Here is a 22,461-nt window from a genome sequence, read left to right as displayed (position 1 = left end):
ACAGACGGGACTCCTTGCATGGCCCTACTCATCGCCATCGGTGGCGCAGTCGTCCTCGCGCTCATCCTGGTGCTCTTCGTGCTCTCCCGGATCAAGGTGGCCGGCCCGAACGAGGCGTTCATCGTCACCGGTCGCAAGGGCCGCACCACGCAGACCGCCGACGGCGGCCGGTCGACCGACACCTCCGGGCAGAAGGTCGTGCTTGGCGCGTCGGTGTTCGTGCTGCCGGTGGTGCAGAAACTCCAGTCCCTCGACCTGTCCAGCCGACGGATCGACGTCGGCATCCGGGGCGCGGTGAGCAAGCAGGGCATCCGCGCCGACCTGCACGGCGTGGCGATCGTCAAGGTCGGCGGGACCGAGGACGCGATCCGGGCCGCCGCCCAGCGGTTCCTGCACCAACAGGACGAGATCGACAACTTCACCCGCGAGGTGCTGGCCGGCGCGCTGCGCTCGATCGTCGGCCGGCTCACCGTCGAGGAGGTCATCCGGGACCGGGCCGCGTTCGCCAGCGCGGTCGCCGAGGAGGCCGAGCACTCGATGACCAACCAGGGTCTGGTGCTGGACACCTTCCAGCTCCAGGACATCCTCGCCGAGGGCTCGTACCTCCAGGACCTGGGCCGCCCCGAGGCCGCCCGGGTGCTCAAGGACGCGGCGATCGCCGAGGCGCGGGCCCGGCAGCAGGCCGAGCAGGAGCGGCTGCTCGCCGAGGAGGCCATCGCCGAGGCGAACCGGAACCTGGCCCTCAAGCAGGCCGGCATCCAGGCCGAGATCGACGCGGCAAAGGCGAAGTCCGCGGCGGCCGGTCCGCTCGCGCAGGCCGAACGGGACCAGGCGATCCTCTCCGAGCAGCAGAAGGTCGCCGAGCGCAACGCCGAACTCAAGCAGCGCCAACTCGACACCGAGGTGCGCAAGCCGGCCGACGCGGCCCGGTACAAGGTGGAGCAGGAGGCCGAGGCGGCCCGCAACGCGGCGGTGCTGCACGCTGACGCGCAGCGCCAGTCCGTCATCGCCGCCGCGCAGGCCTCCGCCGAGCAGGCACGGCTCACCGGTGAGGGCGAGCGGGCCCGGCGTGCCGCGCTCGCCGAGGCGAACGCCATCGAGGGCGCCAAGGAAGGTGAGGCCGAGCAGCGCCGACGCTCCGCGATCGCCGAGGCTGTCGAGCGGGAGGGTCAGGCCGACGCCGCGGCCATCCTGGCCAAGGGCGAGGCCGAGGCGGACGCGATGGCACGCAAGGCGGAGGCGTTCGCCGCGTACGGCGAGGCAGCCGTACTGGACCTGCTGGTCAGGGTGCTGCCGCAGGTCGTCGAGGCAGCCAGCGCGCCGATCGGGGCGATCGACAAGATGACTGTCATCTCCACCGACGGCGCGTCGTCGCTGACCAAGTCGGTGGCCGGCAACGTGGCCCAGGGGCTTCAGCTCGGCAGCGACCTGACCGGGATCGACCTGGCCGGCCTGCTGGCGCGGCTCGGCTCGGCGTCCACCGCCGGCAACGGCACCTCCGCCGGCAAGAGCGCCCCGGCCGTGGACGGGACCGCCGTCGAGACCCGCTGACGACGTACCCAGACGGGCGCCGCTCCCGGTTCGGGGCCGGCGCCCGTCAGATCCACTCGGGTTCCTGAAAATCGGGGCGTCCTGGCGACCGGGACACCCCGATTTCCGTGAAATCGAGTCGATCTAGACCGGCCAGCGACTAACTGATCAGGCCCTCGGCGCGGGCCCAGCGCAGCAGCTCCACCTCGGCGGCGTCGCGGTCCAGCGGGCCGTGCTCGAGGCGCTGCTCCTTGAGGTGCTTCCACGCCCGCCCGACCACCGGCCCCGGTGGTACGCCGAGCAGCTCCATGATTGCGTTGCCGTCGAGGTCGGGCCGGACCCGTGCCAGGTCCTCCTCGGCCGCGATCCGGGCGATCCGATCCTCCAGCGCGTCGTAGTCGGCCGCGAGCTGGGCGGCCTTACGCCGGTTGCGGGTCGTGCAGTCGGAGCGGGTCAGCTTGTGCAGCCGGGGCAACAGGTCACCGGCGTCGGCCACGTAGCGGCGGACCGCCGAGTCGGTCCACTCGCCGCGCCCGTACCCGTAGAAGCGCAGGTGCAGCGCGACAAGCGCGGTCACCTTCGCGGTGACCTCCTTCGGGTACCGCATCGCCTTCATCCGGGCCTTGGTCAGCCGGGCGCCGACCACCTCGTGGTGGTGGAAGCTGACCCGGCCGTCGGACCCGACCGCCTTCGTCGCCGGCTTGCCCACGTCGTGCAGGAGGGCGGCCATCCGCAGGATGAAGTCGCAGCTCTCCTCCTCGTAGGAGACCGCGTTCTCGACGACCGTCAAAGTGTGCTCGTAGACGTCCTTGTGCTGGGCGTGCTCGTCGATCTCCAGCTTCAAGCCGGTCAGCTCGGGCAGGAACCGCTCGGCCAACCCGGTGTCGACGAGCAGCCGCAGCCCGGTGATCGGGTCCGCGCCACAGAGCAGCTTGGTGAACTCGTCGCGGATCCGCTCGGCGGTGATCCGGTCCAGGTCGGCGGCCATCCTCGTCATCGCCAGGTGCACGTCCGGGTGCACCGCGAAACGCAGCTGCGCGGCGAACCGGGCGGCCCGCAGCATCCGCAGCGGGTCGTCGCCGAACGACTCACCAGGCGTGCTCGGGGTACGGATCACCTTGGCCGAGAGATCGCCCAGCCCGCCGTGCGGGTCGGTGAACAGGTGGTCGGGCAGGCTGACCGCCATGGCGTTGATGGTGAAGTCGCGGCGCTTCAGATCCTCGTCGAGGCTGGTGCCGTACACCACCACCGGGTTACGGCTCACCTGGTCGTACGACTCCGCGCGGAAGGTGGTGATCTCCAGCCGAAGGCCGTCGCGCTGCGCGCCGATGGTGCCGAACTCCCGACCGGTCTCCCAGATCGACTCGGCCCAGCCCTTGATGATCCGCAGGGTCTCGTCGGGGTGCGCGTCCGTGCAGAAGTCGAGGTCGTCCCCGAGGCGACCGAGCAGGGCATCCCGTACCGAACCGCCCACCAGGTGAAGTTCGTGACCGGCGCGGACGAAGCGACGGCCCAACTCGTCGGCGACCGGGGACACCCGGAGCAGTTCGGCGACGGCGTTGCGCTGCGCGCCGGTGAGTTCACGGCGGTCGGCGGCGTGGGGAGCGGAGGCTTCGGACATGGGATCGCCAGCTTATCGGGCCGAGGTGTGATCCGATCCGCCGGGCGCGGGTAACGGGTGGGGGTTGACTATGGTCTGTGGCGTGCGGGTCGGTGCACGACTCGACGTACCCCTGGGAGGCTGGAGATGAGCGGCGGGCTCTACCGCAGTGCCAACGCCGCGAACGACGGCGGCCCTGGCATCCGTCCCGGGGACGGCGCCACGTTCATCTCCGCGGAGCCGCTGAACCAGCCGGCCATGGAGTCGACCGCGCCCCCGCAGGAGCAGGTGGGCGAGGCGAGCGCCGCCACCAACAGCGCGGTGATGGCGATCGGCAGCCTGGTCAGCCGGGGCACGGGCTTCCTCCGGACATTGGTGTTGACCGCCGCGCTCGGTGGCGCGCTGGTCGGTGACGCGTACACCACCGCGCAGATCCTGCCCGGCATGGTCTACGAGTTCCTGCTCGGCGGCATCCTCACCAGCGTGCTGATCCCGGTGCTGGTCCGTCGGCGCAAAGTCGACACCGACGGCGGCCAGGCGTACGCCCAGCGGCTGTTGACCCTGGCGGTGGTCACCCTGGCGGTGGCCGCGCTGGTCGCGGTGGCCGCCGCGACGCTGCTGACCAAGCTCTACACCAGCGACAACCGCGGAGCCGACTACCAGGATCTGGTCACCAACCTGTCGTACCTGATGTTGCCGATGATCTTCTTCACCGGTCTCAGTGCGCTGATCAGCGCAGTGCTCAACACCCGCGGGCACTTCGCCGCCCCGATGTGGGCGCCGATCCTCAACAACATCGTGGTGATCGCCACCGCCGGCCTCTACATCGCGATCTTCGGTGCGGAGATCGTGAAGCCGGACGAGATGACCACCGGCCGGATCCTCCTGATCAGCGGTGGCACCCTGCTCGGTGTCGCGATCCAGGCCGCCGGCCTGCTGCCGGCGCTGCGCAAGGTCGGCTTCCAGTGGAAGCTCCGCTTCGACTTCCGCGCGCTCGGCCTGCGTGAGCTGGGTCGGCTCGGCGGCTGGATGTTCTGCTATGTGGCGGTCAGCCAGATCGGCCTGATCGTGCTGTTCAACCTGCTCAACCGAGCGGGCGACGGGGACGCCGGCGCCCTGATCTACAACAACGTCTTCCTGCTGCTGATGATGGCGCACGGCATCATCGCCGTCTCTATCATCACCGCGTTGATGCCCCGGATGAGCGCTGCCGCCGCCGACGGCCGCTACGCCGACGTCGCCGCCGACCTGTCCCGGGGCACCCGGACGGTCTCCGCGGTGCTCGCGCCGATCGCCGTCTGCTACGCCGTGCTCGCCACCCCGCTGGCGGTGGTGCTGTTCCGCTACGGTGCGTTCAGCGACGAGAACGCCGCCGACACCTCGCTGGTGCTGCTGCTGGCCGCGCTCGCTCTGGTGCCGTTCGCGATCAGCCAGCTCTTCACCTTCGCCTTCTACGCCCTGCCGGACACCCGCACCCCGGCGTTGATCAACATTCCGGTCGTGGCGCTGCGGATCGGCGTGCAGATCGTGCTGTTCGCCGCGTTCGCCGCCCACTTCGCAGCGGCCGGAATGATGATCGGTAACGCTGTCTCGTATCTGGCGGCGGCGATCGGCTCCGCCTGGCTGCTCCGTCCGCGGATCGGGCGAATCGGGCTGGGCCGCATCATGCGCACGCTCGGCCGGGTCCTGGTCGCCGCGCTCGGCGCCGCGCTGGTCGGCCTGCTCGTGATCAGCCTGCTGCCCGGCGGCGACCGGCCGAGTTGGATTCAGGCCGTCATCCAACTGGTGATCGGTGGTGCGGTGATCGGCGGGACCTACCTGGGTCTGGCCATGCTGCTGAAGATCGGCGAGATCACCGAGGTGGTCGGGATGGTTCGCCGCCGGCTCGGTCGCTGAACGCCAGCTTCTGATTACAACAAGTTGGCATTCATACGGACCGTGACGACGGATCACCAGGCTGGGGATGCCCCTGTGGATAACTCCGCGATTCGCCGGTCAGCCGCCGCTTTGGGCTGTGGATAACCAACCGTACGGCTGAGGGTGGCAGCCCGATCGGTGGGAACGTACGAGGCAGCGCGAGCGCCACGCCAGCCCAGCCCCGGCGTCGGTCACTTGCGGTGAAGCCGTAGATTAGCTAGTACATGTGCCAGCAACGTGGCTGACAACGGTCGTAACCGGACGAGTTCGCCGACTACCGGAACCCCGCCAGGTACGGCGGGAAGATGACATGTCGGAGAGACGGGCAACCCGGGTAAGGTCGCTCTCGACGGGTACGGCAGGGGTCGACGCTGGGCGTCGACACCGGTCGGCCGGTTCCTTCAACGGCAGAGCGGGAAGCCACATGCCCAGCAGTTCGGGTTCATCGATCGACACGATCACCGAGGGAGGACGGGTGACCCAGGTCGGCGAGGGTCAGGAGGCGGACGAAAGCGCTCCTCCGGTCATGACCTTCGGTGCTCCCACGGCCGGTGAAGTCCTCGCCGAGCGGTACGAACTGGTTGAGCACATCAACAACGACAGCGCGGGTCGGCTGGTCTGGCGCGGGGTCGACGTCATCCTGCGCCGTCCCGTGGCCGTGGTGCTGCGTTACCCGGGCGGCGACTCCGCCACCGAGATGCTTCAGGCCGCCGTCGCGGCCAGCCGGGTCATCCACCCCAACCTGGTCGGCGTCTACGACGCGATCGACGAGGCCGACCGGGCGTACGTCGTTCGCGAGTGGGTCGACGGGCAGTCCCTGCGCGACCTGGCCTCCGACGGCCCGCTGGATCCGGCCCGGGCCACCGCCATCGGCAACGCCGTGGCGAGCGCGCTCGCCGCGGTGCACGCCACCGGCATGGTGCACGGCAACGTCCACCCGGGCACTGTCATGATCAGCGACGAGGGCCGGGTGGTGCTTGCCGACGCCCGCACCGACGGCGCCGACAGCCAGGAGAACGACATCCGGGCGGTGGGCGGGGTCCTCTACTTCGCGCTCACCGGTTCCTGGCCGCACGCCGAGGCGCCGCTGCGCGGTGCCACCGCCGGCCACGGCCGTGCCGCCATTCCGGACGCAGTCCGGGACGCCGCCGGTGCCATCGCCGCACCCCGCCAGGTGCGCGCGGGCGTTCCGGCGTACCTGGACGACCTGACCATGGATCTGCTCGACGCGGAGATCGCGCCGCCATCCTCGGACGTGCTCGCCGCCGAGTTGGCGCGACTGGACGTGCCGGCCGAGGATGAGCACTACCTCGACAACAGTGGCCCGCTGCGGTTCGCCGCCGAGACCGGGGAAGAGCCGTCGCCGCTGGCCGCCGCCGGGGGTCGCAAGGTCGCCGTCGGCATCGCCGGCCTGCTTGCCGTCGCCCTGGTCGGTCTGCTTATCGGGATCATCGCGCTGGGTGGCGACGACAAGGACCCGCAGTCCAACCCGGTGGCCGCACCGACCTCCAGTGCCCCGGCCGGCGCCGCCACCCCGGCCGCCGTGACGGCTCGCAAGCTGACGGTGAAGAACGTCCGGATCATCGACCCGGACAGCAAGAACCGCAGTGAGATCGACGGTGCCGAGAAGGTCATCGACGGTGACGAGGACAAGGGCTGGGAGACCGAGACCTACGTGAACAAGCCCAACTTCGGCAACCTGAAGTCGGGCATGGGCGTCTGGATCGACCTCGGTGAGCCGCACACCGTCAAGTCGGTGCAGGCGGTGTTGTCCGCCACCAACGCGTCCGCCCGGCTGCTCGCCGGCACGACCAACCCGCCGTCCAGCACCAACGGCGACAAGCAGTTGGTCGAGAGCTACAAGACCGCCATCGGCCAGCCGTTCGAGGACCACGACGGCACCACCATGACGTTCAACGGCTTCGACGCCGACAAGAAATACCAGTACCTGCTGTTCTGGATCACCGAGTTGGCTCCGGCCGAGGGTGGGTTCAAGCTGGGGGTGCAGGAGATCACGGTCCAGGGGTCGTGATCCGGGCAGCACGATCCGGGCACCGCAACCCCTGGACGCGGTGATGGACGGGCGTGCCGCTGCCACGGACCTGGAGCTGTTGCGCGCGCACGTCTCCGGAGACCGGGACGCCTTCGCCGAGCTGTTCCACAGGCACCGCGACCGATTGTGGGCGGTGGCCCTGCGGACGCTCGGCGACCGCGAGGAGGCAGCCGACGCACTCCAGGACGCCCTGCTGTCAGCTCATCGGGCGGCGGCCCGATTCCGGGGTGACTCCGCTGTCACCACCTGGCTGCACCGGATCGTGGTGAACGCCTGCCTGGATCGGATCCGGCGCCGGCAGGCGCACCCCACCGTGCCGCTGCCGGACGGCAACCGGGCCGCGGACGGATCGGGCAGCGGAAGGCTGGAGCCGGTGGCCCCGGCCGAGGACCACGACACCGTGCTTGTGGTCCGCGAGGCGCTCGCCGCGCTGCCCGTCGAGCAACGCGCAGCTCTGGTGCTCGTCGACGTACAGGGCTATCCGGTCGCCGAGGTCGCCCGCATCCTCGGCGTGGCCGAGGGGACGGTGAAGAGCCGGTGCGCCCGCGGTCGGGCGCGGCTGGCGGTGCTGCTCGGGCATCTCCGCCCCGCTCCCGTCGTGACGCCGTCCACCCGACCGGACACCGCCGCGCCGGTCATCGGCGTGCCCGGCGTCACGCCGGGGAACCCCGGCCCGGTGGAGGGCGTCGGATCGGGGTCGGGCCGGTTCCGGCGCGACGCCAACCAGGAGGACACGTGACGACCGAGGGGTTCCGGGAGGTCGACGCCGACCTCCTCGCTGACTACCTCGGCGGGGCGTTGGACGGCACCCCGCAGCAGGACGAGGTCGCCCGACTGGTCTCCGCCGACCCGTCCTGGGCCGAGGCCCACGCGCTGCTGGCCTCCGCCGTGACCGAGGTACGGACGGACCTGACCCGGTGGGCCGATCCCTCGCCGGAGATGCCGTCGGCGATCACCGACCGTCTCCTGGCCGCGCTGGCCTCCGTCGAGTCGACGAACGACACCTCGACAGCCGTCCGGCCCAGCGTCGATCCGGACGGTGACGCGGCGACACCAGTGGTCGTGCCAGCGCAGGGCGGGGCAGGTCGTCGGCCGGCCGTTCCACCTCCCCGCTGGGCGGTGCGCGGGGCATCCAGCGGTCCGGGCCGCCGCCAGCGCGGCTGGGCCCGCCGCCACGCGCCGATGGCCGCCGCCGTCATCGCCGTCATCGCCGTCGCGCTGGGCCTCAACCAGCTATCGATGGGCGCATCGGAGGATTCCGGCAGCACCAACACCATGGACCGGCCGGCCAGCGCGCCCGAGGGCGTCGCAGGGGCCGGCACGGTCCGCACCACCGGGCCGACACTCCGCAGCGGTACGAACTACACCCCGCAGACCCTCGGCAACGGCTACGGCACGGACACCCCGAGCGCACCGGCGGCCAGTCGGGCGACCGGCGACACTCTCGGCGAGCAGCCGGGGGTGGATGCCGAGGGCGGCCGCCGTCCCTCCCCGGACGGGTCGGACCAGCTTGCCCGGCTGACCGACGAGGCCGCGCTGACCACCTGCCTGGCCACCGTCGCGGCGGAGCACGGGGCGGCCCCACTGGTGGTCGAGGTGATCGACTACGCGCGGTTCCGGGGTGACCAGGCGCTCGTCATTCGTTTCACCGATGCGGACGGAGCCCGGTGGGCCTGGGTGAGCGGCCCGGAGTGCGGAGTGCCCGGGTCCGGCTCGGACAGCCGGTATTCGGCGCGGGTAGGGTGAATCCACGGTCGATGGCACGATGACCACCCGCGTGACCTGACCCACCGGATGCCCGGCTCGGGAATCCCCGGTTCGTACGATGACGTTCTGGAAGTCAGCTGCCGGCCCCACCCAGGCGTCGGCGACTCGGATCAGCATCGGTGCTCGCGCCGACGCCGAACACACACAACTCGGGAGACGGCAGTGGACGAGGTCCGCAACCTGATCATCATCGGCTCCGGGCCGGCCGGTTACACAGCGGCGGTCTACGCCGCTCGCGCCAACCTGAAGCCGCTGATCATTGAGGGCGTGCAGTCCGGTGGCGCGCTGATGACCACCACCGAGGTGGAAAACTTCCCCGGCTTCGCCGACGGCATCCTCGGCCCTGAGCTGATGGACAACATGCGCAAGCAGGCCGAGCGGTTCGGCGCCGAGTTCCTCACCGACGACGTGACCCGGGTCGAGCTGGTGGACACCGGCGACGCCGGCTCCGGCGCGGTGAGCACCGTCTGGGTCGGCGAGACCGCCTACCGGGCCCGATCCATCATCCTCTCCACCGGTTCGGCCTGGCGGCCGCTGGGCGTGCCGGGCGAGCAGGAGTTCCTCGGCCACGGCGTCTCCTCCTGCGCCACCTGTGACGGCTTCTTCTTCCGCAACCAGCACATCGTGGTCGTCGGTGGCGGCGACTCGGCGATGGAGGAAGCCAGCTTCCTCACCCGCTTCGCGGAGTCGGTCACCATCATCCACCGGCGCGACTCGTTCCGGGCCAGCAAGATCATGGCCGACCGGGCGCTGAGCAACGAGAAGATCAAGGTCGAGTGGAACAGCACCGTCGAGGAGATCCTCGGCGACGACGGCAAGGTCACCGGCGTACGGGTCCGCAACGTGCACACCGGTGACACCAAGGTGCTGGACGTGACCGGCGTCTTCGTCGCCATCGGTCACGACCCTCGCAGCGAGCTCTTCCGTGGTCAGGTCGAGACGGACGACGAGGGCTACGTGAAGGTCCACGCCCCGGGCACCCGCACCAACGTGCCGGGTGTCTTCGCCGCGGGCGACGTGGTGGACCACACCTACCGTCAGGCGATCACCGCGGCCGGCACCGGTTGTGCCGCCGCGCTCGACGCCGAGCGGTTCATCGCGACGCTCAGCTGAAACAGGAAACACATCCCGGAGGAGGGGCATAGTGGGAACAACCAAGGCGGTCACGGACAAGAGCTTCGTCACTGACGTGCTGCAGGCCGACAAGCCGGTGCTGGTGGACTTCTGGGCGGAGTGGTGCGGGCCGTGCCGCAAGGTGTCGCCGCTGCTCGAGGAGATCGCCCGGGAGATGGGTGACCAGGTCACCATCGTCAAGCTCAACATCGACGAGAACCCGGAGACCGCGCGGGCCTACCGGGTGATGTCGGTGCCGACGCTCACCGTCTTCAAGAACGGCCAGCCGGTCCAGTCGATCGCCGGTGCCAAGCCGAAGGGCGAGCTGGTCCGGCTCATCGAATCGGCTCTCTGACCAGCAGAGACATCAACCGAACCCCGTACCCGTCAGCCGGGTGCGGGGTTCGGCTTCTCCCGGCCGTACCGTCGACGTATTTTCTCGGCCCGGCCACCTCGCCGCCCCGCAACGCATAGCCTCAAGCCTGGGCCGCCCGGCCAGCCAGCGTCGTGCAGAGGGGGTCGTGCGTGCGTCCGATCCGACCCGGTGACCGGGGACCCGCGGTCACGGAGATCCGTACCATCCTGACCGGCCTCGAACTCCTCGCCGCCGCCGGCCCGCACACCGACGAGTTCGACCTCGACACCGAGCGGGCGGTCCGCGCGTTCCAGCAGTCGCGGGGGCTCAGCGTGGACGGGCGGGTCGGGGCGGAGACCTGGCGCGCCCTGGACGCCGCCCGCTGGCGGCTCGGCGCCCGCACCCTCTACCACGCCGTCCCCGAGCCGCTCACCGGCGAGGACGTCCGGTCGCTGCAGGAGCGACTGCTGGAGATGGGGTACGACGCCGGCCGGGCGGACGCCATCTACGGCGTACGGACATCCCGGGCGCTGGCCCAGTTCCAGCGCGAGGTCGGGCTCACGCCGGACGGCTCCTGCGGCCCACACACCATGAACGCCCTGCGCCGGATCGGCCGGAAGGTAGTCGGTGGTCGCCCGCAGTGGCTCCGCGAGTCCGACGCGATCCGGCAGTCCGGGCCCGCGCTGGTCGGCAAGACAGTCGTCGTCGACCCGGGGCACGGCGGCACCGACCCCGGGATGGTGGTGCCCGACGGCTCGTTGCGCTGGACCGAGGCGGACCTGGTGCACGACCTGGCCAGCCGGTTGGAGGGGCGCCTCGCCGCCTCCGGGGTACGGGTGCAGCTCACCCGGGGCCCGTCGCCCGACAGCTGCCTGCCGGACACCGACCGGGCCCTGCTCGCGAACTCGCTCGGTGCCGACGTCTTCATCTCGCTGCACCTGGACGGCCACGCCAACCCGGACGCGGAAGGCGTCGCGACCTACCACTACGGCACCGACAACGGGGTGACCTCGGCGACAGGTGAACGCCTGGCGGGGCTGGTGCAGCGGGAGATCGTCGCCCGCACCGGGCTGCGGGACTGCCGCACCCACGCCAAGACGTGGGAGTTGCTTCGACTCACGCGGATGCCCGCCGTCCGGGTCGAGGTCGGCTACCTCACCTCACCGACCGATCGTGCCCAGCTCGTCGACCCCCGGTTCCGGGACCGGGTGGTGGAGGCGATCGTGGCCGCGGTGCAGCGGATGTACTACCCCGTCGAGCGGGACGTGCCGACCGGGTCGCTCGACGTCAGCGAACTGCGTGCCGTGGTGACCGCCGGAACGGTGGTCGACTGAAACCGTCGCCAGTGTCAGCCGTTCGTGGAGCGGGTGGCCGGGGCGGGACGGACCGGCCGGAGCAGGGTCTCCGGGCTCATCGACCCGAGCAGCTTCTCCAACGCGTACTCCACGTCGGACTTCCAGCTCAGCGCCGTACGCAGCTCAAGGCGCAGCCGAGGGAAGCGCGGGTGCGGACGTACGGTCTTGAAGCCCACCGAGAGGAAGAAGTCGACCGGGGCGACGCAACCACCGGCCGGGTCGTCCGCGTCGCCGAACTTGGCATCACCGAACGCCTCGATCGCCTTGATGCCGCGCTTGGTGAGGTCCCGGGCGACACCCTGCACCAGCATCCGCCCCAACCCGCCGCCGGCGAACGCGGCCACGACGTTGGCCGTCATCAACAGCACCGCGTCCGCGGAGACCGGTGAGGTCGGGAAGGCCATCGAACGGGGTACGTAGGCGGGCGGGGCATACATCACGAAGCCGGCCGGCATGCCGTCGACGTACGCGAGTTTGCCGCAGGAGCCCCACTCCAGCAGCGTCTGGGAGACCCACGCCTCCTTCTCCAGGCCCGGATCACCGGCGGCACAGGCCCGGTCCGCGGAGACCGGGTCGAGCTCCCAGTAGACGCACTGCCGACATGGGCGCGGGAGGTCCTCCAACGTGTCGAGGGTCAGGCTGACCAGACGTCGCGACATATGGCGCATCCCCACAATAGGCTCGGTGGTGAGACCGGCATGGAACGACAGCGCCGCCTTCCTGCCCCCGACGAGCGATCGTACGCCGCCAATCGGCGATGCGGGAGGGGACGCGCAGATGCCCACCACAGCGGGGGACGCCGACGACGGTCCGGCATGTGGTCGATCTGCCTCGGCACGGCGGCAGCCCGCCGCTGGCGGACTAGGATCGACAATCGGTGTGTCCGCCGCCATGGTCAGCGGCGAGCGGGGTACCCGGGGCGGGAACCACCCGAGCAGCGATCGAGGTGAGGTCATGACCGGCACGACACTCGACGACTACACCGACCGGTACGCCCGGCGGGTCCGCGGGATGACCGCCTCCGAGATCCGAGCACTGTTCGCGGTGGCAAGTCGTCCGGAGGTCGTCTCGCTCGCCGGTGGCGCACCGTACATCGCCGCCCTTCCGCTGGACGCGGTCGGCGAAATGCTCGGCCGGCTCGGCTCCGAGCACGGCGTGAGCACCCTCCAGTACGGCATCGGTCAGGGCACCCTCGAGCTGCGCGAGCGGATCTGCGAGGTGATGTCGCTCTCCGGAATCGACGCGGCGTGCGGGGCCTCGCCGGAGGACGTGGTGGTCACCGTCGGCGGGCAGCAGGCACTGGACCTGGTGGCCCGGCTCTTCCTCGACCCGGGCGACGTGGTGCTCGCCGAGGGGCCGACGTACGTCGGGGCGCTCGGCGTGTTTCAAGCCGCCCAGGCGCAGGTCGTCCACGTACCGATGGACGAGGACGGGCTGATCCCGGAGGCGCTTGAGACAGCCATCGCCGACCTGGCCCGCGCGGGCCAGCGGGTGAAGTTCCTCTACACGATCCCCACCTACCAGAACCCGACAGGTGTGACGCTCAGCGAGGAGCGCCGGGAACGGGTGCTCGACATCTGCGAGCGCGCCGGCCTGCTCGTCGTCGAGGACGACCCGTACGGCCAGCTGGGGTTCGAGGGTGAGGCCCCGGCTCCGCTGCGGGCCCGCCGTCGGGACGGCGTCTTCTACCTCAGCACGTTCTCCAAGACCTTCGCCCCGGGGCTGCGGGTCGGCTGGATCCTGGCGCCGCACGCGGTCCGCGACAAACTGGTGATCGCCAGCGAGGCGCAGATCCTCTGTCCGAGCGGTTTCGCCCAGGCCGCGGTAGCCACCTACCTGGGCACGATGCCCTGGCGGCAGCAGCTCAAGGTCTACCGCGAGGTCTACCGGGAACGCCGGGACGCCCTGCTCGACGCAATGGCCGACCTGATGCCCGAGGGCACCGAGTGGACCACTCCGACCGGTGGTCTCTTCGTGTGGGCCACCCTGCCCGACGGGCTCGACTCGAAGGCCATGATGCCGCGCGCGATCGCCGCCCGGGTCGCCTACGTCCCCGGCACGGGCTTCTATGCCGACGGCACCGGCACCGGTGCCATGCGGCTCAATTTCAGCTTCCCGCCACCGGAGCGGATCCGCGAGGGCGTCCGCCGGTTGGCGGGTGTCATGGAGCAGGAGATCGCGATGCGCCGGGTCTTCGGCGCCGTGGGTGGCGCCGGCGGCCGCCGCGGCCGGGCCGGCTCCGACGTGCCCGGGCCCGACTTGGCATGATGCCGGCATGGGTACGACCGCCGAGCACCTCCTCGTGACCGATTCCGCCGTCTCGGCCGACCTGCGCGTCGTGGTGCTCGCGGGTGGGCTCTCCTACGAACGGGACGTGTCGCTGCGCTCCGGTCGCCGGGTGCTCGACGCGCTGCGCGCCGTCGGGATGGAGGCCGAGCTTCGCGACGCGGACGTGGCTCTGCTGCCGGCGCTCGCGGCCGACCCACCGGACGCGGTGGTCATCGCACTGCACGGCGCGACGGGCGAGGACGGCTCACTGCGCGGGGTGCTGGATCTCTGCGACATCCCGTACGTCGGCTGCGACGCCCGAGCGTCCCGGGTCGCCTGGGACAAGCCCTCAGCCAAGGCGGTGCTCCGCGAGGCCGGCATCCCCACCCCGGACTGGGTGGCCCTCCCGCACGACCGTTTCTCCGAGCTTGGCGCGGTCGCCGTCCTGGACCGGATCGTCGACCGCCTGGGTGTCCCCCTGATGGTCAAGCCCGCGCAGGGCGGGTCCGGGCTGGGCGGGGCCGTGGTCCGCGACGCCGCCGCGCTGCCCGCCGCCATGGTCGGCTGCTTCGCGTACTACTCCACGGCACTTGTCGAGCGGTACGTGCCGGGAATGGACGTGGCGGTCTCGGTCATCGACCTCGGTGACGGCCCCCAGGCCCTACCCCCGGTGGAGATCGTTCCGCGCAACGGCGTGTACGACTACGCCGCCCGCTACACCGCAGGGCGGACCACCTGGCACGCCCCGGCCCGACTGGACCCGGAGGCGGCCGCCAGGGTCGCTGACGTGGCTCTCGCCGCGCACACCGCGCTCGGCCTACGGGATCTCTCTCGGGTGGACGTGATCGTGGACGCAGCCGGTCAACCGCACGTCCTGGAGGTCAACGTCTCGCCGGGCATGACGGAGACGTCACTGCTTCCGCTCGCCGTTCAGGCGGCCGGACTGGACTTCGGCCGACTTCTCGGCACCCTGGTCGCCCGGGCAGCGGCCCGCCTCGCCACCCACTGACCCACCCGCCCGCCGGTTGCCTGCACCGTCCTCGGGTCGGCCATGAGGTAGAACCGTCGGGTCCAACCTCATGGCCGCTTCCGGTCAGTGGCTCGCACGGAGGTCCGGAGTGCCACTGCCGTTGGTGCGTGCGTCTCCACCCGCAGTGTTGCCGTTGCCGTCGCCCGGTTCCGGGGTGGTGTCGGTGACAGCTTCCCCGTTGGCGGGAGCGGGGTCGGCGGGCGTCGCCGTCGTGGCCGCGCTGTCGGACGCCGCGCTGTCGGACGCCGCGCTGTCGGACGCCGCGCTGTCGGACGCCGCGCTGTCGGACGCCGCAGTGCCGGACGCCGCAGTGCCGGACGCCGCAGTGCCGGATGCCGCAGTGCCGGATGCGGCGGGGCCGGACGCGGCGGTGGAGGCCCGGCTGTCAGCGGCCAGGGTGCCGGGCGGGTTGGTGGCGGATGTCGGCCGACCGGGGTCAGTCGCCGGACCGCCGACCATGGCCGGCTGAGCCGGCTCGGCCGACCGGTCGGTTCCGGTTGTCGCCGTCGAGCCGGCGGCCGTGTCCTTGACAGTTCCGAGCGGTGGCGCGCTGTCGGCGTCGTTCGAACCTGGAGTCGAGTCGAGCGCCGGTTCCGGGATCTCCTCTGCCGCCTCGATGACCGAGACCGCATCAGCGGCCGCAGCGGCGGCAGCGGCGGCAGCGGCCGCCTCCGCCGCCGCTGCGGCATCCGCGGCAGCGGACTGCGCCAGCAGACTCGACGGTGCCTGCCACTGGATGCGGGGCGGTTCGGCGAGCGGACGGCCGCCGAACTCGGCGAGCCAGGCGGCGACCAGCGCCAGATTTTCCCGCCACTGCGCCTCGGAGATCGGCGGCAGGATCGAGTCCCACAGGGACAGGAACGTTCCCCGCAGTTGAAGGCGTCCGTACGGACGGGCGAGGAACCACATGTGCAGATGAGCCGAGCCGTCACCCCAGCGGTTGACGTGCACGCGCGCCACGCCGTCGAGCGACCGGATGGCCCGCTCCAGACGTACGGTCATCACCCCGAGCTCCGCGGCCAACAGGTTCGGCAGGTCGCCGAGGTCGAGGTGGGTCCGAGACTCGAGGATGAGCACCATGGGTAGGCCGGTGGGCCGGTCCATGGCGCGTACCCGCCACCGCTCACCCACCCAGATGTAGGCGTCGTCGGGTGCGTTGCAGGCGGTGCATTCCCGGAGACCCTCGCCTTTCCTGGGCGGTTCGACCGGGACCGGATCATCGAGATGCTTCACGTGGAGGTCACCCTCGAAGGGGAACGACGGCCACTGGGTGAAGTCCGGGACTGAGGGAGGGGTGTCGTGCACGACGCTGACCCTAACCGAGTCTGGCACCGCTGTCCCTACCTGTTCGAGCCGTACTGGACCCCCGGATCGGTGCCCGTCGTCTACCGAGAGCACCGAGTCGCAGCGAGCCCGAGAGGCGATATCCACAGGCTGCCGAGATCCTGAACACAGGCCGTCATCCACAGGTCCACACCCGCTCCCACGCGCTGTTTCACGTGAAACGGGGGGTGCCTGTGGACAACCGGTGTGGATAACTTTTTGACCACTCGGTCGTTGTCCGCGAACCGCCAGATCGCCGGCGTCAGCGATCATCGGAGCCGGCTGATCACGGGTCGCCTCCGATCGCAGCGCCGGCCACAGCCGTACAACATCCGCCCACCGACCGCGCCGCCACCAACCGCTGGGACGGCCCGGGTTGCCCGGTGGGTCGTTCGCCGGGCCGCGTGGCTACGGACCCCGAAGCGGCGTCGGCACGCCCCGACGGTTCTCGCCCGGAGGTCGAGACCGAACCCATGTCGCGCCTCCGATGACGCGGTGACACCGGGGCTCGCCACTCTGACGTCGCGAGGTTCGATTACGCCCATGAACCGGAGGTCTCTCTGTTTCACGTGAAACGCGGCGTGGTGCTGACTCGCCGGCTGGCGCCCACGGGCACCTCACCCGGCTGGGCTGGCCAGTCGGCAGGGGGCCACACCTGCCGTGCACGCCCTACGCGCTCAGCCGCACCCACTGGGTTGACCATCAGAGGGCGTTGCGCGCCGCTCAGCGGCTCGCTGACGCGCAAAGTGATGCGCGGGGTGGTAGCGGATCGAGAGGGCCGATCCGGAGCCCGCTGTGCGACACCCAGCGGGCCAACGCCATCGCAACCGACTGACCGCCGCTGCTCGGTGTACCGCAGCCGCCCACCCGACCGACGCCGCCAGCCGGTCGGCAGCCACCGCCCAGCCCGTTCGCCGTCTACCGTCGCCGTTCGCCCTCGCCCTCGCCGTTACGCCCTCGCCCTCGCCCTCGCCCTCGCCGTTACGCCCTCGCCCTCGCCCTCGCCGTTACGCCCTCGCCGTTACGCCCTCGCCCTCGCCCTCGCCGTTACGCCCTCGCCGTTACGCCCTCGCCCTCGCCCTCGCCGTTCGCCCTCGCCGTCGCCCTCGCCCTCGCCCTCGCCATTCGCCCTCGCCGTTCGCCCTCGCCGTCGCCCTCGCCCTCGCCGTCGCCGTCCGCCGTCGCAATTGCTGTCACCGACCGCCAATTCGCTACCCGGCCGAGCCGCGCCGCAGCCACGCCCTGCGAGATCTTGGACAGTTTCCGTTCAGACAGGACGGAAACTGTCCAAGATCTCGCGAGAACGCTACGGACCGACCGACCCGGCCATCCGTCTCCGCCAGATGCCAAACAGCCGGCAGCCGCGGATCGGAACCAGGGAACGGCGGGCCTCGGGCACCGCGCCTCGGGCGTTGCGGCTCGGGCGTTGCGGCTCGGGCGTTGCGGCTCGGGCGTTGCGACCGGCAGGCTCCGCTACCCCTGCTTGCTACCGCTCGCCTCTCGCAGCCCGCCGATCAGCCAGCCTGCCGTCCACCCGACAACGCCTGCCGGTCGGTTGTAGTTGTTGCGGGCGCGCGCTCATTCACCGCTACACGAAGAACGCAGGGCATCCGATCGCTGGCTGGCGTGGGTCTTTCGCCCCTGCGCACCGCAGCGCCTCATCCGGCGGTCGCGGTAACCCGGGCGGGGTGGAGCGAGCAGGCTGCGGACGGACGACCTACTTCGTCAGCGCCCAGCCGATTGAAGCGTCAGCCCTCCGCCGGTTTCACGTGAAACCGGCGACCCGGCGACCCGGCGACCCGGCGACCCGGCGACCCGGCGACCCGGCGACCCAGCGACCCGGCGACGCAGAACGGCCGCGCCCCCTGTGGGTGACGCGGCCGTTGGACCGGGAGTACGGGGTCAGTCCCCGCTCTCCTTCTCCTGCTGCACGCCGATGATCCCGACGATCCGCTCAAGGTCGTCCACGGTGGCGAACTCGATCGTGATCTTGCCCTTGCTGCGGCCGATGTCCACCTTCACCCGGGTGTCGAAGCGGTCGGAGAGCCGATCGGCGAGATCGGTCAGGGCCGGCGCGTGTGCCTTGGGTCGCCGTTTGGCGGCCTGGCCCTTCGTCGACCCGTCGTTGAGGGCCAGGGCCACGATCTCCTCGGTCGCCCGAACCGACAGCCCTTCGGCGACGATGCGCAGGGCCAACTGCTCCTGCGACTCCGCCTCGTCGAGGCTCAGCAGAGCGCGGGCGTGCCCGGCGGACAGGATGCCGGCGGCGACCCGGCGCTGCACCTGCGCGGGCAGGTTCAGCAGTCGGATCGTGTTGGAGATCTGCGGGCGACTCCGGCCGATCCGGCGGGCCAGCTCCTCGTGGGTGGCCCCGAACTCCTCCAGCAGTTGCTGATAGGCGGCGGCCTCTTCCAGGGGATTGAGGTTGGCCCGGTGGATGTTCTCCAGCAGGGCGTCGCGGAGCATCGCATCGTCGCGAGTGTCCCGGACGATCGCCGGGATGCTCTCCCGTCCCACCGCCTGGGCGGCCCGCCAGCGCCGCTCGCCCATCACGAGTTCGTACTTCTCGTCGTCGAGCTGCCGAACGACGATGGGCTGAAGGAAGCCGACCTCCTGGATGGAGGTCTTCAGCTCCTCCAGTGCCTCCTCGTCGAAGACCTGGCGGGGCTGCTTCGGGTTGGGCATGATCGCGTCGACCGGGATCTCAGCGAATCGAGCGCCGGGCACCGGGCTGAGTACGGGCTCCGGCTCGCGGGCCGGCGCTCCGGACGGCACGGCGGCAACGGCGACGGCGCTCCCGTCGTCCGTCTGTTCGTACTCCGGCTCGGCCGTCGCGGTGCCGGCGGCATCCGGCGCCGGCCCGGTCGGGATCAGGGCCCCCAGGCCCCTACCCAGACCGCCCCGAGGACGGTTCTTCATGCCACGCCTCCAAGCGACTCGTCCGCACTACGCATTCCGGCCCACCGGCTCCTTGACGCCGCGTTCGGCGATCTCCTGGGCGGCCTCGAAGTAACTCGTGGCACCCCGCGATCCGGGATCGTAGGTCATCACCGACTGGCCGTAGCTCGGCGCCTCGGAGACCCGGACGTTGCGGGGGATGACCGCCTGGAGGACCTTGTCGCCGAAGTGGTTCCGGACGTCCTGCTCGACGGCGTCGGCCAGCCGGGTACGACGGTCGTACATGGTCAGCAGGATGGTCGAGACGTCGAGCCTCGGGTTGAGGTGCTGGCGTACCAGGTTGATGTTGTTGATGAGCTGGTTGAGCCCCTCCAGCGCGTAGTACTCGCACTGGATCGGGATCAGCACCTCCTGCGCGGCGACCAGGGCGTTGACCGTGAGCAGCCCGAGCGAGGGCGGGCAGTCGATGAAGACGTAGTCGAACTCGCCCGGATAGGCGGCGATCGCCCGGTCCAGACGCGACTCCCGGGCCACCACCGAAACCAGCTCGATCTCAGCACCGGCCAGGTCGATTGTCGCGGGTACGCACCAGAGGTTGGGGATGCCCTCGACCGCCTGCGCCACCTCGGCCAGCGGGACGCTGTTGATCAGGCAGTCGTACACGTCCGGGATTCCGGTGTGGTGTGGGACGTTGAGCCCGGTCGAGGCATTGCCCTGCGGGTCGAGGTCGACCACGAGCACCCGGTTGCCGTGCAGGGCCAACGCCACCGCAAGGTTGACGGTGGTGGTGGTCTTACCCACGCCGCCCTTCTGGTTGGCGACGCACATGACCCGGGTCCGGTCCGGCCGAGGCATGGTCACCTCGCCACTGGGATTCAGGATCTGCACGGCGCGCATCGCCTCCATAGCCAACGGTGGGTCATCCTCTTCGCGCGTCGGGGTTTCACGTGAAACGTACGTGGGGTCGGCCGCCACGGCAGCCAACGACTCGGTCGAAGCCACAGGCGCGGCGGCGACCACTGGTGCGGCGTCCCGAACGACGGCCGCGGTGGGCTGGTGCGGGACTGCCGGCTCGAAGCGCACCGCCGCCGCGGTGTTGCGGCGACCCGAGGTCGACCGCACCTCGGCGGCGTTGACCGGTCGACTCGATGCCTCCGGCGCCCGGCGGGCACCCGCCGAATCCGGAGTGCCCGCGCCCTCCGGCCGCCCCGAGCCCGACGGCGGGTCGAGGGTCGCCGGCGGATCGCTGTCGGTGGGTCGAGTCGATGGCCCGGTCGCGCCGGGTGACCAGCTCGGGTAGTCGGTTTCACGTGAAACGGGATCGCTTGTCGACCCGGTCGCGCGTGGATCGTCGTACCTGCCGTCGTCATGCACCTGTCATCCCTGCCCGCTTCGGATGGTCGGTCCGCGCCCCGGTCAACTTGGCCGCACCACGCCCGCAACCCGGAGCGTACGGCCCGCGGGAGCGGTCGGAGACCCGCGACGTCCGTCACCCGCTCCACACTATCGACGCGCGGTCAGCCTACGGCGGACAGGCGCGGCCGGTCCACGTCGGGTTCTCATCCCCTCGTCCATCCGTACCGGTACAACGAGGCAGACCCCAGGCCGGAAGCCCGATGGCACGACCTGTCAGCTTCGGCGGGAGCGCCCGCCCCGGGCGCGCTTCTTGGCCGCAGGGCGGGGGCCGACGATCCGCTCACGCACGATCTCCACCACGGTGGTGGGCGGATCGATGACCCCGACGCCGCAGAGCCGCACCGCCGGCTCCCCGCCGCCGAGCCTCGCCACCAGATCGGCGTGCTCCTCGATCTCGGCTGCGGCGGACGAACCCTTGAGCGCCAGCAGGCGGCCACCGCGGACCGCCAGGGGGAGGCTCCAACCGGCCAGCCGATCCAGGGGCGCGACCGCGCGGGCGGTCACCACGTCTCCGCTGATCGGCTCTCGACCACTCGATCCGCTGGCCGCCTCGTCGGCCCGGCCGCGGAACACCCGTACCGACCTGGCCAGTCCGAGCCGTTCGACGACCTCGATCAGGAACGACGTCCGTCGGGCGAGTGGCTCGATCAGGGTCACCGTCAGATCGGGGCGGGCGATGGCCAGCACGAGACCCGGCAGACCGGCACCGGATCCGACGTCAAGCACCGTCGCGCCGGACGGGATCCGCTCGGCGACCGCCGCACAGTTGAGCAGGTGCCGATCCCAGATGCGAGGTGCCTCCCGGGGCCCGATCAGGCCGCGGACCACGCCGTCGGTGGCCAGCAGTTCGGCGTACGCGGCGGCCAGGTCGAGACGATCGCCGAAGAGGGTGAGCGCGGCCGGAGCCAGCTCGGGCGGCAACGCCGCGTCGGCCGGGGACGGGGCGGCGTCCCGTCCACTGGAGTCGGCGGCGACCTCGGAATCGGCGGGGCGGACAGCGGACGGCCCGGGCGGTGTGCCGCCCGGGCCGGACACGGCGTCGGCCGTGATGTCGTCGTGGGTCACCCGGTCAGTCCGCCGGCCGTACGACGATGCGCCGGTTCGGCTCCACACCCTCGGACTCGCTCGCCACACCGGACATGGCGTTGACGACGTCGTGCACGCACTTGCGCTCGAACGCGGACATCGCGTCCAGGCGGACCGGCTCGCCGTACTCCTTGACCTTCTCGACGGCGTTCTTGGCTACCGCGGCGAGTTCCTTACGGCGGTTCGCCCGGTAGCCACCGACGTCGAGCAGTAGGCGGCTCGGCGTTCCGGTCTGCCGGAAGACGGCGAGACGGGTCAGCTCCTGGAGTGCCTCGAGGGTGGCACCGCGCTGGCCGACCAGGCTCTGTAGCCGCTCACCGACCACCTCGACCATCGGGCGGCCACCGGAGACCAGCTCGTCGATGTCGCCGTCGTAGTCGAGGATGTCGAGCAGGCCCTCGACGTAGTCAGCGGCGATCTCGCTCTGCCGGAACAGGTCGCCCTCGCCGACAGTCTTCTTCACCCGGGTGCCAGCGGCGGTGTCGGTGTCGTCGTCCGCCTCGGTGTCATCGGCTTCGGTGTCGTCGCCGTCCACCGCGAGCGTGGTGGTGTCCTCCTCGTCGAGGGACTGCTCGGCGCGGGGGATGCTGGTCTCGGTCACGGTCTCATCTCCGTACTCGCTCGGCCGGACCGCGGGGTCCGACTGGTTTCCCGGGGCCGGCGGGAGGTCGCCGGTGCCCACGGGCACGTCTGTACGGGCAGTGTCGCCCGTGGCCGCGCGGTGCGCGGTCGGTTCCACCCGGCGCCGGC

General features: G+C 71.1%; 17 protein-coding genes. 10 read left to right on the top strand and 7 right to left on the bottom strand.

All coding sequences use genetic code 11. The annotated features are described in order from the left end of the window. Positions 1 to 18: 18 nt before the first annotated feature. The gene (locus AB0C15_RS04045) at positions 19 to 1,551 is read left to right on the top strand and encodes an SPFH domain-containing protein (RefSeq protein ID WP_357348427.1); all 1,533 of its coding nucleotides are present in this window, start codon (positions 19 to 21) and stop codon (positions 1,549 to 1,551) included. A gap of 139 nt (positions 1,552 to 1,690) precedes the next feature. Here AB0C15_RS04045 and AB0C15_RS04040 read toward each other — a convergent pair whose 3' ends face one another. Then, the gene (locus AB0C15_RS04040; protein ID WP_357348425.1) at positions 1,691 to 3,151 is read right to left on the bottom strand and encodes a CCA tRNA nucleotidyltransferase; all 1,461 of its coding nucleotides are present in this window, start codon (positions 3,149 to 3,151) and stop codon (positions 1,691 to 1,693) included. Between the two features lie 126 nt (positions 3,152 to 3,277). On the opposite strand from AB0C15_RS04040, the gene murJ reads away from it, so the two are divergent. The 7 genes from murJ to AB0C15_RS04005 all read left to right on the top strand — a co-directional run bounded on the left by murJ (position 3,278) and on the right by AB0C15_RS04005 (position 11,669). After that, entirely contained in the window at positions 3,278 to 5,026 is a 1,749-nt protein-coding gene (gene murJ, locus AB0C15_RS04035) for a murein biosynthesis integral membrane protein MurJ (RefSeq protein ID WP_357348423.1), read from the top strand. Between the two features lie 445 nt (positions 5,027 to 5,471). Next, entirely contained in the window at positions 5,472 to 7,079 is a 1,608-nt protein-coding gene (locus tag AB0C15_RS04030) for a protein kinase family protein (RefSeq protein WP_357348421.1), read from the top strand. 43 nt (positions 7,080 to 7,122) lie between these two features. After that, entirely contained in the window at positions 7,123 to 7,839 is a 717-nt protein-coding gene (gene sigM / locus AB0C15_RS04025; protein WP_357348418.1) for an RNA polymerase sigma factor SigM, read from the top strand. Next, complete coding sequence (locus tag AB0C15_RS04020) at positions 7,836 to 8,846, top strand: hypothetical protein (RefSeq protein ID WP_357348416.1); 1,011 nt, start codon at positions 7,836 to 7,838, stop codon at positions 8,844 to 8,846. Before sigM ends, AB0C15_RS04020 begins: the two co-directional genes overlap by 4 nt. 183 nt (positions 8,847 to 9,029) lie before the next feature. Continuing rightward, positions 9,030 to 9,980 carry a thioredoxin-disulfide reductase gene (trxB, locus tag AB0C15_RS04015; protein ID WP_357348414.1) on the top strand — a complete coding sequence of 317 codons (951 nt, stop codon included), beginning with the start codon at positions 9,030 to 9,032 and terminating at the stop codon, positions 9,978 to 9,980. A gap of 31 nt (positions 9,981 to 10,011) precedes the next feature. Continuing rightward, a complete protein-coding gene (trxA, locus tag AB0C15_RS04010) occupies positions 10,012 to 10,335 on the top strand; it encodes a thioredoxin (RefSeq protein WP_124819929.1) in 324 nt (107 codons plus the stop codon). Positions 10,336 to 10,505: 170 nt separating this feature from the next. Then, a complete protein-coding gene (locus AB0C15_RS04005) occupies positions 10,506 to 11,669 on the top strand; it encodes an N-acetylmuramoyl-L-alanine amidase (RefSeq protein WP_357348412.1) in 1,164 nt (387 codons plus the stop codon). A gap of 14 nt (positions 11,670 to 11,683) precedes the next feature. Here AB0C15_RS04005 and AB0C15_RS04000 read toward each other — a convergent pair whose 3' ends face one another. Then, positions 11,684 to 12,349, bottom strand: coding sequence for a GNAT family N-acetyltransferase (locus AB0C15_RS04000; RefSeq protein ID WP_357348411.1), 666 nt, complete (start codon positions 12,347 to 12,349; stop codon positions 11,684 to 11,686). A 295-nt stretch (positions 12,350 to 12,644) separates the two neighbouring features. Between AB0C15_RS04000 and AB0C15_RS03995 the strand changes: the two genes are divergently transcribed. Further along, positions 12,645 to 13,958 carry a PLP-dependent aminotransferase family protein gene (locus AB0C15_RS03995; RefSeq protein WP_357348409.1) on the top strand — a complete coding sequence of 438 codons (1,314 nt, stop codon included), beginning with the start codon at positions 12,645 to 12,647 and terminating at the stop codon, positions 13,956 to 13,958. A gap of 7 nt (positions 13,959 to 13,965) precedes the next feature. Then, positions 13,966 to 14,967 carry a D-alanine--D-alanine ligase gene (locus AB0C15_RS03990; protein WP_357348407.1) on the top strand — a complete coding sequence of 334 codons (1,002 nt, stop codon included), beginning with the start codon at positions 13,966 to 13,968 and terminating at the stop codon, positions 14,965 to 14,967. A gap of 84 nt (positions 14,968 to 15,051) precedes the next feature. On the opposite strand, the gene AB0C15_RS03985 is transcribed toward AB0C15_RS03990, so the two are convergent. The 5 genes from AB0C15_RS03985 to AB0C15_RS03965 form a co-directional block, all read right to left on the bottom strand. Then, positions 15,052 to 16,068 (bottom strand): hypothetical protein, encoded by a 1,017-nt coding sequence (locus tag AB0C15_RS03985; RefSeq protein ID WP_357348687.1) that lies wholly within the window; start codon positions 16,066 to 16,068, stop codon positions 15,052 to 15,054. 2,145 nt (positions 16,069 to 18,213) lie between these two features. After that, on the bottom strand, positions 18,214 to 19,230 hold the full coding sequence (locus AB0C15_RS03980) for a ParB/RepB/Spo0J family partition protein (protein WP_357348405.1): 1,017 nt from the start codon (positions 19,228 to 19,230) through the stop codon (positions 18,214 to 18,216). Positions 19,231 to 19,257: 27 nt separating this feature from the next. Beyond that, complete coding sequence (locus AB0C15_RS03975) at positions 19,258 to 20,583, bottom strand: AAA family ATPase (RefSeq protein WP_357348404.1); 1,326 nt, start codon at positions 20,581 to 20,583, stop codon at positions 19,258 to 19,260. 255 nt (positions 20,584 to 20,838) lie between these two features. Continuing rightward, on the bottom strand, positions 20,839 to 21,690 hold the full coding sequence (gene rsmG / locus AB0C15_RS03970) for a 16S rRNA (guanine(527)-N(7))-methyltransferase RsmG (RefSeq protein ID WP_357348402.1): 852 nt from the start codon (positions 21,688 to 21,690) through the stop codon (positions 20,839 to 20,841). 4 nt (positions 21,691 to 21,694) lie between these two features. Continuing rightward, a complete protein-coding gene (locus AB0C15_RS03965) occupies positions 21,695 to 22,312 on the bottom strand; it encodes a R3H domain-containing nucleic acid-binding protein (RefSeq protein ID WP_357348401.1) in 618 nt (205 codons plus the stop codon). Positions 22,313 to 22,461 lie beyond the last annotated feature (149 nt).

The organism is Micromonospora sp. NPDC048835, from assembly GCF_040649995.1.
In the GTDB taxonomy this organism is placed as follows: Bacteria; Actinomycetota; Actinomycetes; order Mycobacteriales; family Micromonosporaceae; genus Micromonospora.
The sequence above is the reverse complement of the archived record's forward strand: the minus strand, read 5'-3'. Positions and strand labels throughout refer to the sequence as shown.

Coding starts and splice junctions, on each gene's coding strand:
- AB0C15_RS04045 (WP_357348427.1), top strand. CDS start 19: ATGGCCCTACTCATCGCCATCGGTGGCGCAGTCGTCCTCGCGCTCATC.
- AB0C15_RS04040 (WP_357348425.1), bottom strand. CDS start 3,151: ATGTCCGAAGCCTCCGCTCCCCACGCCGCCGACCGCCGTGAACTCACC.
- murJ (WP_357348423.1), top strand. CDS start 3,278: ATGAGCGGCGGGCTCTACCGCAGTGCCAACGCCGCGAACGACGGCGGC.
- AB0C15_RS04030 (WP_357348421.1), top strand. CDS start 5,472: ATGCCCAGCAGTTCGGGTTCATCGATCGACACGATCACCGAGGGAGGA.
- sigM (WP_357348418.1), top strand. CDS start 7,123: ATGGACGGGCGTGCCGCTGCCACGGACCTGGAGCTGTTGCGCGCGCAC.
- AB0C15_RS04000 (WP_357348411.1), bottom strand. CDS start 12,349: ATGTCGCGACGTCTGGTCAGCCTGACCCTCGACACGTTGGAGGACCTC.
- AB0C15_RS03995 (WP_357348409.1), top strand. CDS start 12,645: ATGACCGGCACGACACTCGACGACTACACCGACCGGTACGCCCGGCGG.
- AB0C15_RS03990 (WP_357348407.1), top strand. CDS start 13,966: ATGGGTACGACCGCCGAGCACCTCCTCGTGACCGATTCCGCCGTCTCG.
- AB0C15_RS03985 (WP_357348687.1), bottom strand. CDS start 16,068: ATGGTGCTCATCCTCGAGTCTCGGACCCACCTCGACCTCGGCGACCTG.
- AB0C15_RS03980 (WP_357348405.1), bottom strand. CDS start 19,230: ATGAAGAACCGTCCTCGGGGCGGTCTGGGTAGGGGCCTGGGGGCCCTG.